12 protein-coding genes are annotated in these 12,490 nt (G+C 45.9%); 6 read left to right on the top strand and 6 right to left on the bottom strand.

The window, feature by feature from the left end; genetic code table 11:
* The first annotated feature begins 122 nt into the window (after positions 1–122).
* Both R2S67_RS02895 and R2S67_RS02890 read left to right on the top strand, forming a co-directional pair.
* Positions 123–548: a VOC family protein gene (locus R2S67_RS02895; RefSeq protein ID WP_005391937.1), complete on the top strand. Its 426-nt coding sequence runs from the start codon at positions 123–125 to the stop codon at positions 546–548.
* A gap of 58 nt (positions 549–606) precedes the next feature.
* Entirely contained in the window at positions 607–1,119 is a 513-nt protein-coding gene (locus tag R2S67_RS02890; protein WP_199804139.1) for an O-acetyl-ADP-ribose deacetylase, read from the top strand.
* 134 nt (positions 1,120–1,253) lie between these two features.
* On the opposite strand, the gene ygjK is transcribed toward R2S67_RS02890, so the two are convergent.
* From ygjK to R2S67_RS02875, 3 genes are all read right to left on the bottom strand, one after another.
* Positions 1,254–3,944 (bottom strand): alpha-glucosidase, encoded by a 2,691-nt coding sequence (ygjK, locus tag R2S67_RS02885; protein ID WP_317342095.1) that lies wholly within the window; start codon positions 3,942–3,944, stop codon positions 1,254–1,256.
* A 115-nt stretch (positions 3,945–4,059) separates the two neighbouring features.
* Complete coding sequence (locus R2S67_RS02880; protein ID WP_317342094.1) at positions 4,060–4,827, bottom strand: transcriptional regulator; 768 nt, start codon at positions 4,825–4,827, stop codon at positions 4,060–4,062.
* A 455-nt stretch (positions 4,828–5,282) separates the two neighbouring features.
* Positions 5,283–6,419 (bottom strand): MBL fold metallo-hydrolase, encoded by a 1,137-nt coding sequence (locus R2S67_RS02875; RefSeq protein ID WP_317342143.1) that lies wholly within the window; start codon positions 6,417–6,419, stop codon positions 5,283–5,285.
* A gap of 180 nt (positions 6,420–6,599) precedes the next feature.
* On the opposite strand from R2S67_RS02875, the gene R2S67_RS02870 reads away from it, so the two are divergent.
* Complete coding sequence (locus R2S67_RS02870; RefSeq protein ID WP_317342093.1) at positions 6,600–6,845, top strand: Rho-binding antiterminator; 246 nt, start codon at positions 6,600–6,602, stop codon at positions 6,843–6,845.
* Between the two features lie 96 nt (positions 6,846–6,941).
* Here the strand turns inward: R2S67_RS02870 and R2S67_RS02865 are convergent, their stop codons facing one another.
* The 3 genes from R2S67_RS02865 to ompW form a co-directional block, all read right to left on the bottom strand.
* Positions 6,942–8,432: an MDR family MFS transporter gene (locus R2S67_RS02865; RefSeq protein WP_258658128.1), complete on the bottom strand. Its 1,491-nt coding sequence runs from the start codon at positions 8,430–8,432 to the stop codon at positions 6,942–6,944.
* The gene (locus tag R2S67_RS02860; RefSeq protein ID WP_021452788.1) at positions 8,429–9,454 is read right to left on the bottom strand and encodes an HlyD family secretion protein; all 1,026 of its coding nucleotides are present in this window, start codon (positions 9,452–9,454) and stop codon (positions 8,429–8,431) included. Before R2S67_RS02860 ends, R2S67_RS02865 begins: the two co-directional genes overlap by 4 nt.
* A 214-nt stretch (positions 9,455–9,668) precedes the next feature.
* A complete protein-coding gene (gene ompW / locus R2S67_RS02855) occupies positions 9,669–10,313 on the bottom strand; it encodes an outer membrane protein OmpW (protein ID WP_005391962.1) in 645 nt (214 codons plus the stop codon).
* A 496-nt stretch (positions 10,314–10,809) separates the two neighbouring features.
* Here ompW and R2S67_RS02850 point away from each other — a divergent pair, with 496 nt between their 5' ends.
* Genes R2S67_RS02850 through R2S67_RS02840 form a run of 3 tightly spaced genes read left to right on the top strand, consistent with a single transcriptional unit; the run spans position 10,810 to position 12,440 of the window.
* A complete protein-coding gene (locus R2S67_RS02850; protein WP_005391967.1) occupies positions 10,810–11,460 on the top strand; it encodes a Qnr family pentapeptide repeat protein in 651 nt (216 codons plus the stop codon).
* Between the two features lie 9 nt (positions 11,461–11,469).
* On the top strand, positions 11,470–11,781 hold the full coding sequence (locus tag R2S67_RS02845; protein ID WP_029865421.1) for a cupin domain-containing protein: 312 nt from the start codon (positions 11,470–11,472) through the stop codon (positions 11,779–11,781).
* Between the two features lie 38 nt (positions 11,782–11,819).
* Complete coding sequence (locus R2S67_RS02840) at positions 11,820–12,440, top strand: HAD-IB family hydrolase (protein WP_025505418.1); 621 nt, start codon at positions 11,820–11,822, stop codon at positions 12,438–12,440.
* Positions 12,441–12,490: the final 50 nt, after the last annotated feature.

Raw genomic sequence — 12,490 nt, 5'->3', positions numbered from 1 at the left:
CTCTTTCTCTCTTCTTAAACGCACTCTTTATGACTAAATGCGCATATGTTAAAAATGGCTTAACGATCAATATGGACGTTCAGGTCGTATACTTTTCCATAACCGCACAAAAGGAGTGAAGCATGCCCACCAACAACCCAATCGCAATCCAAGCCCTTGATCATGTCGTGTTAAGAACGTGCAACCTCGATGCCATGTTGCATTTCTATCGAGATATTTTGGGCTGCCCTGTCGAGCGCGAAGTAATGGAGCTTGGTTTAACCCAGCTCAGGGCTGGTAACGCATTGATTGATGTGGTGACGGTGGACAGCGAGTTAGGGCAACTTGGCGGAAAGCCACCAGTTCAAAATGGTCGTAATATTGACCATTTTTGCCTGCAACTAGCGCCTTTTTCCGAAAATGAAATACTGGAATATCTGCGTTCGAACGGCATTGAAACCGAAGAGTTTGCGAAGCGGTATGGCGCACAAGGGTTCGGTAGATCACTCTATATACATGATCCGGAAGGAAATGTCGTCGAGTTAAAACCTCAAGTCATTGATGAGTAAGCTACACTTAACTGTGTTACTGACCATTTGTTTCTCATCATTGTAGAAGGCTCAAAAAATGAACGCGATCTCGTTAGTCCAAGGCGACATCACCACCGCACATGTCGATGCCATCGTGAATGCAGCAAACCCGAGAATGCTCGGCGGAGGTGGCGTCGATGGTGCCATTCATCGCGCAGCAGGGCCTGCGCTTATCAATGCGTGTTATGCCGTTGATGATGTCGACGGTATTCGATGCCCGTTTGGTGACGCACGCATTACTGAGGCTGGCAATTTAAACGCGCGTTACGTCATTCATGCCGTTGGCCCGATTTACGATAAATTCGCCGATCCAAAAGCGGTGTTGGAATCTGCATATCAACGTTCGCTGGATCTCGCGCTCGACAAGCATTGCCAAAGTGTGGCGCTGCCTGCGATTTCTTGCGGAGTGTATGGTTACCCGCCCCAAGAAGCAGCAGAAGTCGCGATGGCCGTTTGCCAAAGACCGGAATACGCGGCACTCGACATGCGCTTTTACTTGTTTAGTGAAGAGATGCTTTCGATTTGGCAACACGCCCTGACCCAGCACTGAAATCTTTGAGACAAGAGACATAAAAAAACCGGACTGCCAACACAGTCCGGTTTGTCTTATTTATCAATGAATTATCGTTCGTTAAGCGCTACGAATGCTAGGGGGGGTCATCCAAAGCGCCTAATGTGTGCGATCTAGTTTTTGAAGAATCCGTTGTACATCATGTACAAATGCGCAGCAGACCAAGAGAAGTTCGACGCACCTTGTACCGCGCCCGTCTCAGGATTGTAGTTTTCACGGATTGGCATGTCACCCGTCATACCTTCTGCGTTGTTAAACAGCTCATTCGCCATCGCAATCGCTTCTTCTTTGTAGCCGTAGTTTTCCATCGCACGGAAGCCAAAGTACACTTGGTCTAGCCACACGCGACCACGCCAGTACACATCTTTACCGTAAGCAGGGTTAGTTTGCGATGCGGTCGGCAAAGGCACACCCGTTCCTTGGAATTTATCTGGCGTGTTGAACTCGTCTTGATCACGCATCACCGCGATCACTTTATCGGCATGCTCTTGCGTTGCTGCACCATTAAACAACGGCGACCAACCTTCAGGGCCTTTTCCACGCTCTACAATCGGCAAACCCGCACAGCCATTTGCAAGAGGCGCAGGAGTAGTGCCATCTTCAGCCACATTTAAGTGAATGTCGTAGAAGAATCCTGTGCTTTCATCAAACATACATTGGTTAATGTAAGTCTTGATTTTTTCTGCGCCGTTAAGGAATTCTTGCGCACGATCTTTACCTTCTACGCCATCGGACACCAACTTCGCCATTTCCGCTAAGTATTTGTTGTCTGAGTACATGTAAGAGGCTTGATCCACCGATTCTTGCAGCATAGAGAAGCCAAGCAGCTCGCCGTCTGCAGCATTATTGTTGGTGCGATTTTCTGCAAAACGAACTTCCCAATCTTTCTTCGCAAGATCGAGTTTCGCTAAGTTTTCCGCTGACGTATTGCTGTACACCCACTCTTCGCCTTCCAGCTTGATGCTGTTATCAAAGCCGTACGCACTTGCCGCGTAGCGACCAAGTTGATCCACATTTTTGTCTGGATTGCTGATGTCTTCAGCTTGCGAATTCATGTTGTGGATGTTGTAGATAAAGCCAAAACGAGCCGCGTTATCCATGCCCGATTCCCAGCCAGCCGCTTCTTGTGCGCCGACGTGAATCGTCATGTAATCCACTTCATCGAGAATCTTATTGTAAGACGCCATGCCTTTTACTTTATAAGAATTGCCGTTTTGCTCGATGATGTCTTCTGCCGGAATAATGGTCGTGAAGTTAGGATCGCGCGTTTCTACCCAAACGTACATCACGCCTTCTTCCGTGTTGTGTGCAGGGTCCACTGCCGCGCCGTATTCAGGCACACCATTTTGGTTGTGGTCGCGGTTTGATAGCCACCAATCGTGGTATGCCACCAACTTCGGATACATTTCATCAATGAATTTTTGCGCGTCTTCTGGGCGATCAAACTGGTTCACGAGAGCGTGATACACCTCCATCACAGACCATGCCGCCAACGATGGTTTCGTATTGCGTTCGTTCCAGTTTTCAGAGCCAGCACCACCACGACTAACAGGTTTGGTGTACGTCAACACATCCAGCAAGTAGCCTTTGTCTTGCGGACGAATCTTGTCATCAGCTTGAACTTGTTCTTGGAATACCGTGCGAATGTTGTCCATCGCAACATCTGGGTTGAAATGCGCCATCGCGTACGCTTGTTTCCACGAATCCCACGGCCACGTTAAGTTACCAGAGAACCAACGCGCAGTGACCGATGGCGTGACTGTCGCTTGTTCAATGTCGCCCGCCGCAGAGCGCCAGTTACCGTTTAGGGTTTCCATCGCTTTTACGGCCACACGAGCTTGGTCTGCTGTCGCTTCTTTGTTGATAAGACCATTCGCTAAATAGCCGTCCCAACGCGCTTTCGACGCTTCCATGTATTGAGTTGGATTCGCCAACACATCTTGCAATTTCAACGATTCCGACTGCACTTCTTTTGCATTGTGCAGGTTAGAATACGCCGTATAAACCGCCGATGTTTGCTCAGCTGGTAGGCTCATCTCCGCGGTAGAACTGAATGAGGTTTCGTTGGTGAACGTCTTCGTCGGTAGAGAACGAGTAATGCGGAACTCGGCATCGCGGTCATTACGAATCGCCCAGTTGTCTTTCATCTCGCTAAAGTTAATTTTAATGCCGTTCTCGATGGTCGAAATCTGGCGCTTGTAATCTGGGTAGTACTGCGCCACGGTTTGGTCTTTGCGCGTCGACAGCGCGTATTTCACCAACTCGCCGTCCCACTCCAACGCCAAGTTCATATCACGATCAGTTTTGTTAGTGATGAGCGTTTCCACCAGCGAAGAGCGATCAGTCACGAAGCGCAGCACCATTTGCACGTGAATATCGTCCAAGTCCAACACCTGCACTAATGCACCAGGAATGGAATAGACTTTCGCTTCTGCGTTCGATAAATCGTAAGTTTGGCCACTCACTTTGTCGGTCAACGTGAGCTTGTCGAACGTTTGGCCAGACATAAAATGCGCGTACTCTTGCGTCACTTGCATAATACCGCCGAAAGCGCCATAACCCGCCGCATCTTCAGGTAGCAAATGGCCATGCCACGCGCCGTGATCCGTCAACGCGTTGTACTTCAGGTTCGAATAACTGTCGTAATCACGCAGGTAAGTTGGATTACCAGTACGATCAATCACGTTAGTAAATTCCGAAGTTGGCGCCCGTGGTAAACGGATTTCAGTTTTATCATTGGAACCACATCCAACAAGCGAAATAGTAGCCCCGATCAGAATGGCAAGTGTGCTCTTTTTAAACATACTTTTTCCCTATTATTTACGTTATTTTTATATTCTCATTTATATAAATGAGTGTTTTTAGTGTGCAGAAGCCCGGCTCGCACTAAATAAGCACAAGCTTCCGATAATTATTCTTTTATTTTTCTTTAGCGACAGTGATGGCTTTTAATAAATCGCCATTAATATTCGGAATTGTGTCAGCCAAAAATATCTGATTACCAGGTGTAAAAGTGAGTAAAACGTTTTTTAGGCGTTGACTGTTTTCACTGGTTTTATTTTGAACATCAAACTCAATTAATTTGTTGTACACTTCATTTGCCAGTTTTTCTTCTTGTTCTTCGGTAATCGCAATGCGTCCAACACAAATTGGAGGTCGAATATCGTGGCTAAACACTTCTTCACGAAAGCGCTGTGCAAATAGCGAGTCTAAATTTGAACCTTCTTCAAAAATAAAGCGGCCTGTATCTTTAAATTGATAGTGTTTATCCCCTTTCAGTTCAATGTAATCCATCATTTCTAGTGCACGTAAATAGAGCGCAACGGAAGTATCACTCAGCTGGTATCTCCGAGCGCTCTCTTCTAAAGACCACTCAGGTCGACGCAAAAGATAAAGAAAATCAAATAAGTGAGGATATTGATGGAAAATCTCACTGTTGGTGTCGGTGATAAACTGTTCACTCTCTTGCTGCAGCTGCTTACCTCGCATGGATAACTCAACCAAATCCGTATCAAGGTGCGTGGCGTACAACAAGATTTTATCTAAACCAAGAGACGTATTGTGAAGCTGCCTTTTTATAGTAGAAAGCGGGATTCCAAGTCCAATAGAAAGCTCGGAATATCCAATGCCTTTTTCTTTTATTTTTTCTCGTAAAGCAGCAAGTAAATACGTTGCAGAATTATTCATCTAACAATGCCTGTATTTTATTTATTCAGCATCCATGATGATAAATTCAAGAGAGTCCTACTCTTGTGATTTTGGTCTCAATATTCTATCTTGTTGGCGTAAAACATATCTTATCCATTAAATTTTTTACTTTTCTTTAACTGGATGCATTTTACCCAATCTGAACAAGTTATGGACATTGCTCTATGGGCTTATCAAGATAATAGTCAGTATAATTGTTTTGAAGAGTAAAATTAAGATGGCAAAGATTTTTACTAAAACTTTTCTGATAAGAGCGCAAATTTTCAGATGAAAAGTATCAAAAAATGACACCGATCGATTTATAAAAGCGTGAGATCACAATTGGAAAGTGAATCTATGGAAATTTTTAATTTCAATGACCAGTAAAAACCTTGTTATATTCTGAAAATAACAAAGTTAATTTCTAAAATAATTATTGAAGTAAGATCATATTATTAAGTCAAAATTCTAGCTGGCTCGCATATTTCTTTTTCTCGCCACCACTGTTTATTTATATGTTCTTGATGAACGTAAAAACTCTCCCCCGGCATTGGCGTCAGCAGAGTTATATGTTCTTTTTGACAATGGGCAAGCAAATCTAAAATCGGTTCGTCCCAGCGGTGAGTAAATAGCTCGTATGTAGCCCAATGTACTGGCAACAGTTTTTTCGCATTTAAATCGTGAAACGCTTGCACGGTATGGTGAGCCTGCATGTGCCCCCAGTTTTCGACCGGATAACCTTGGCCTTTCACATCGGCAGCCACCTCCAAACAGGCAATGTCGATTGGTCCACATCGCTGTGCGATCTCGGAAAAGTGCGAATCGTAAGCTGAATCGCCACTAAAATAGAACGTCTCTTCTTTGCCTTTGATGACCCAAGACGCCCACAGGGTCGCGTTTTTATCGAAATAAGTACGACCCGAATTATGGTTAGCAGGCGTACAAATCAGTTCGATTCCGGCATAGTGCACGCTATCCCACCAATCGAATTCCACGATGTTGTCTGCGCAAACGCCCCACTTTATCAGATGCTTGCCAACCCCTAAGGGCACATAAAACGTCACGGGTTTATCGGCGTAGAAACGTATGGTCGACGCCTCTAAATGGTCGTAATGATCGTGCGAAATCACGATAATTTCAGGAATCGGCAAACAATCTCTGGCGTGAGTATTGGGAATATTGCGTTCAAACCACGCTTTTGCGATGAACGGAGAAGCGTAATCAAATACCGGATCGGTCAAAATTCGAATGCCATCGACCTCCACCAGCATAGTGGAATGGCCCAGCCAAGTAAGGCGCATCGATTCACTTCGCTGCGCAAACTGTGTAGGTTGAATTGGGGAATGTGGCAGATGTTGGTTAGGACTCAACGGCGTTCTACCACCAAGATAGCTCCAACACACCTGCCAGAATGATTGCGGGCTAGGGACATTTGGCATCTCGTTTTTAACGCGGCCGTTTTCAAATTGAGGCGAGTGGTGAACACGGTGCGCCAACTGCGCATGGTAGGTTTGAGGCGGAATCAGTGAACTTGGCTTTTGTGTCTTTTGTTCACTCGTTAGGTATGTGCGCTTAAGTATCGTTTCAGACATATCGTAGTTTTGTCTCGCTTGCGAACGCTCAACAGTAGGTTTATTAAAACGTGCATGTATGTCTATTTCGTGACCAAAATGAGGTGTAAGATGAAGATTCAGTTTCAATCAAACGTCTCCTATTTAAGGATACGGTTCTCAAACCTTCTGAATACTGCGTCGGTTTGAAAGGAGAAAACTATGGTGACTTGCAGCCAATACGATTTTATTGAAATCGCCTGTATGTTTAAGCTCACGATCGAGATCACACTAAAAAATGGTGAAACTCATCAGGGCAACGCGTTCGACACAGGCTACGACATGCAGCGACAAGAGTGCTTGTTTTTAGATGTGGATGGTGAGCACATCGCCTTCCCGACTGAACAATTAGTCGCAATGCGCGCGCTCAAAGCCAATCCGCATTTTGATGAAGTGACGTTTGAGTAAACGTCCTTCTTTCACTGATACCATCCAATAAAAAACGCCTCTCAAGCTGACACAACTTGAGAGGCGTTCTCTGGCACAGTTCACCTGAACTTGTTGTTATTCACGCGACCGGATGAAAACCAGCATCGGCATCATGATCACGAACATCACTCCTACAAGCTGGAAAGTGTGTACAAACGCAACCATTTGCGATTGCTGCTGCAACATCTGTTGGTATTGGTCTAACGCAACCGGGTCGGTAATAGAAAGCCCCTGATTGGCCGCCCAGTCATGCAAGTTAGGATTATAAGGATTAATACCCTCTCCCAGCGCATGCCATTGCTGCTGACTATCACGATATTGGAACGTGGTGGCGATAGAGATACCAAACGAACTACCAATCGTACGGAACAAATTGTAAATACTTGCCGCCGCGACAGATTGCTCTTTCGGAATCGTTAAATACGCCAAGGTGGACAGCGTCGAGAAGGTTAAACCAAGCCCCATGCCCTGAATCATACTCGGCATCACAATCCAAAATGTATCGATCTGCAGTGAGTATTGCGCCATCAAATAACTACCAATCCCGATGCAGCTCAAGCCAAAGACTATTTTGATTCTGGGATCGAATTGCGGATTGAGCTTAATCACCAAAATCAACATCGCCGCTGACGCCAACCCACGCGGTGCCATTAATAAGCCAGTGGTTGAGACCGGATAATCCAGCAAACTTTCCAACAACATCGGTTGTTGAGTCGTCAGACCAAACATCGCCATCGACACCACGGCAATCATCAACGACGAGACCATAAGATTTCGGTCTTTAAGCAGCCATAATGGCGCTATTGGGCTTTTAGTTTTCCAACTACGATAGATCCACATCACCAATCCCATGACTGCGAGCAATATCGCCGTCTGGATCATGCGTGAGTTGAGCCAGTCTTCTTCGTTACCTTTATCCAACACAAACTGCAACGCGCCCACACCTAACGCCATGTAACCGATGATCCACCAGTCAAAGTTAGGTTTGGATTTGTTGTCGATATGGATATAGCGATAAATCAAAGAGGTACAGATCAAACCGAATGGCAAGTTAATGTAAAAAATCCAGCGCCAGTTGATGTTGTCGGTGATCACGCCACCCACAACTGGGCCCAAAATAGGACCAAGCAAAATGCCGATGGAGAAAATCGCCATCGCTTTGCCTTTTTGCTCATACGGATAAATCTGTACTAACGTCGACTGCGCCAATGGAATCACCGACGCGCCGAAAGCGCCTTGGATAATGCGAAATAGCACCATCTCTTCAAGCGACTGTGCTTGCCCACAAAGCGCACTGGCAATCACAAAACCGATCACAGCAACCAGCATGACTTTGCGTTCACCAAAGCGCGACACCCAGAAACTGGTCATCGGAATGAAGATCGCTTCCGCCATGCTGTAACCCGTCAGCACCCACGTAATTTGGTCTGCCGTTGCGCCCAACGCGCCCATCATGTGCGATAGCGACACGTTCGCAACGGTCATATCGATTAACACCATGATGGCAGAAAGCATCACGGCGACGGTGGCAATCCCCCGTTTGTCTGCCGTAATTTGATGGCTCATTGCACGCTACTTTGCAAATCAATGGTGACTTCTGAGCTCGCACCAACGCGAAGTTGCGGCGCATCGGCCGGTACTTCTAATGCCAAACGTACAGGGAAACGCTGTTTAATTTTAACCCAGTTACCCGTTGCGTTTTCTGGTGGCATCAAGGAGAACGATGTACCACTCGCTGGCGACAGCTGTTCTACCGTTGCTTTCCACACCACGTCTGGGTACATATCAATCACCACATCCGCATGCATACCAGGTTTGATGTGAGTAAGATCGGTTTCTTTAAAGTTCGCGCGTACCCAATAGCTGTCTTTTAAAATCACAGGGAACAGCGTTTGACCCACGCTAACGACCGAGCCTACGTGCGTATTGATTTCACCGGCAATGCCATCCACTGGTGACGTAATGTCGGTGTAGCTCAAGTTCAGCTCCGCTTGCGCTAACTGTGCTGCCGCTTGTTGAACGACCGCAGCCTCTACGCCTTCTTCACCACGGTTCGCAATGGCTTTTTCTACCGTCGCACGCGCTTGCTCTAGGCTCGCTTGGGCATTGGCTAGTTTGTTTTTCGCCGTATCTAAATCTTGGTCTGACGCCAGTTTGCGTTTCACCAGGGAATCCGTACGTTTGTACTCTACTTGCGCTTCTGTCAGGTTAGAGCGCGCTGCATCTAAGCCCGCAACGGCCTCAGTTACCTGCTTATCGGCAACGTCATGTTGCTGGACCGCCAATTGGTATGCCGCTTTTGCTTGCTTCACTGCCAACAAATATGGGCGTGAATCTATCTTCAGCAGTAGGTCACCTTTATTAACAGATTGGAAATCTTTGACATCCACAGAAACCACTTGGCCTTTTACCTGAGGGGCTACCGATAAAATTTTTGCCCTAACGTAGGCATCTTCCGTGCTTGGATGACTATCTGAATACTGCCAAGACCAATACATCGCACCAAATGCGATAACACATAGAGTAAAGAAAAGAGTTTTTACCAGCTTAGATCTAGAGGAAGAATGCTTCGCGATGTCGCCGCTCATTTATATTGTCCACTTGTTCAATTATGTGATCAGTGTAGGACTTTTCGATCTTCCGACAATAAAATGATCTGCAAGGTAAAGATCCAATTTTGCATGTTGCTAAGTGGAGTAAATGATGTGCAATCAAAACGAGGATAAAAAAGAGGGGCAGTCCCCGTAACCGCCCCAAAAGTCATGCCAATAATAGTAATGTGCGTGTAACTACTGGTTTTTCTTAGAACTTGTAACCGCCGCTGATCATAAATACCCAAGGGTTAATTTTGACGTCGGTTTTTTGCTTCGCTCCACCTGCTTTGTAAGTTGCTTCTGTTTCAATGTTTGCGTACCACGCAGCAGCGTTGAGGAACCATTGATCGTTGATCATGTAGTCCACACCAATATTCGCTGCTAGACCGAATGAGTCATCCAACTTAAGATCTGAAAGACCAGCGCCTTTACCCGTGCTATTGAACCCCTCATCAAAGAACATGGTGTAGTTGAGACCTGCACCAACATATGGACGGAATTTACTTTGTGGCTCGCCAAAGTAGTACTGAACCATAAGCGTTGGTGGAAGATGTTTGGTGTCCGCGATATCACCAAGACCTAACAAATCTGTTGAGATATCGTGGCTGAATGGCGTTGCTGCTAGAAGCTCTAGGCTGATGTTATCTGTGAACATGTAGCCAAACGTCAAACCAAGCTGCGTATTTGAATCCACTTTCAATTCTTCTTGAGAACCAAGAATCTTATCGCTGCTGTCATTTGGAACGACAGACGCCGCACCAACACGAAGAACGAAGTCACCTTGTTTATGAGCGAAAACACTTGGTGACACGAGTGCAGCAACCACTGCTAGACTGCAGATTGTTTTTTTCATTTTTTATTTCCTTTTATAGGGCTTCGTTATGTCGTACCCAAAGGTGTGCCTGCTGACTGGCCTCAGATTTCAAGTAAACTCATCGCCTTGAAGCACACGGGCATCTATATTTTTTTGAGCTGCGCGCAATCTAGCACATAGAAACCCTACTATTTTGATGGAAATCAATTTGTGAAAAATATAGGTTTTTTGTATAGAGAAACGCCATACCGATCAACAAATTATGCAAATCGGATACAATTCTGTAATGCAAACTGTGCGTGTGAGAAGCCATGCCTACTCAAAAACACGAATCCTCTCGCTAGGGCTCGTAGCCAGCAAAAACTTTTTTCTTCCTCTACGTCTTCTATTTTCAAAAAACAACCCACTTAAAACGCTCGTTTGACCCCTTAAAATTGCGATTTGAGGGGTTTGTAAAACACTGAAATACAAGAAGTTATTTTTCTGGAAAATCAGTCACTTGGAGTGCTAGTCTGCTCGCAGTTAAGGAGAAGACATGTTAAAAACCGATCTCATTTTTGAACGAGAAAACTTTTCTCACCACGATTTTCAGAATGCCACCTTTAAAAACTGCCACTTTTATATGTGCAGTTTCGACCATGCCGATCTGCGCGATGCTAAGTTCATCGACTGTCGCTTTATCGAATCCAAAGCGCTAGAAGGGTGTAGTTTTCGCTTCGCGAACTTAAAAGATGCCAGCTTCACGAACTGTATGTTGGCGATGAGCCTGTTTAACGGCGCAAATTGTATGGGCTTGGAGCTGCGTAAGTGCGATCTCAAAGGGGCAAACTTCCAAGGTGCGAACTTTGCTAATCGCGTCAGTAACACCATGTTTTTCTGTTCTGCTTTTATTACTGGCTGCAACCTCACCTACTGTAACTTCGAGCGAGTGTTACTAGAAAAATGTGACCTCTTTGAAAACCGTTGGAACGGAGCGAACCTCGCGGGGGCAACTCTTAAAGGCTCGGATTTATCTCGCTGCGAATTCTCGCCAGAACAATGGGGAACCTTTAACGTTGAGCAATGTGATCTGACTCATGTCGAACTAGACGGGCTGGATGTTCGCCGCGTTTCTCTGTTTGGTGTTAAAATTTGTGATTGGCAACAAGAGCAATTGCTTGCGCCTTTTGGACTGATCATTATCTAAGGAAAGGCCATGAACCTGTTTAAAGACTTACCGAATAACCTCGACGAGGAAGTGTTCGAAGACCTGCTGACCCACAAAAACCTGCGTATAGAACGCATTGTCTCAACAGGGCAAACCTCGCCCAAAAGTGGCTGGTACGATCAAGAAGAACATGAATGGGTATTGGTTCTTAAAGGAACTGGAGAGCTGACTTTTGAATCAGGTGTAGTGAAACGACTTGAGGCAGGCGATCACGTTACGATTCCAGCTCATACCAAACACAAAGTGAGCTGGACTGACCCAACGCAAGAAACCATTTGGTTGGCAGTGTTTTATCAATAAACACAAAACGATCTTAAATCGAAAAATAGGCGCTGAATTTGCTCGATACTACCAAGCCGTCACTGGCACTGTTTGATTTTGATGGCACCATTACCCGAGAGGATATGTTTAGCCTTTTCCTCCACTATTCTGCTTATGGCCTGCGCAAGCGAGTAGGAAAGGTCGCTATCATGCCATTTTATGCGCTGTACAAACTCGGAGTGTTACCCGCTCGTCTTATGCGTCCGCTCAGCAGTTTTATTGCATTTTCAGGGAAAGAAACGCAGCAAATTGAAGCGATTGGCGCTCAGTTTGCCCACGAAGTGATCCCGCTGTACTTACGGCCAGAAGCGATGGAAAGATTGGCGTGGCATCAACACAGAGGCGATACCATTGTAGTGGTGTCGGCATCACTCAATGCGTATCTCAAGCCTTGGTGTGAAGCGAACGGTTACCACTTGCTGTGCAGTGAACTGATCTCAGAGCAGCCAAAACTGAGTGGCTTTTACCAGCAAGGTGATTGCAGTTTAGAAAGAAAAGTCTCGCGCGTTAAGGCGGCGTTTTCGCTCGACGAGTTTGCGTCTGTTTATGCCTACGGTGATACACACGAAGACATTCCGATGCTCAAACTGGCAGACTACGCGATGCTCAACTGGAGCGAGTGGAGAGCAAGCGAATAACGATAAGTGCTCTGATTTTTCAAGACAACCACTCCGCCAAAGTGGTCGTT

The sequence above is a fragment of the Vibrio sp. T13N genome, assembly GCF_032970445.1.
In the GTDB taxonomy this organism is placed as follows: domain Bacteria; phylum Pseudomonadota; class Gammaproteobacteria; order Enterobacterales; family Vibrionaceae; genus Vibrio; species Vibrio diabolicus.
The sequence above is the reverse complement of the archived record's forward strand: the minus strand, read 5'-3'. Positions and strand labels throughout refer to the sequence as shown.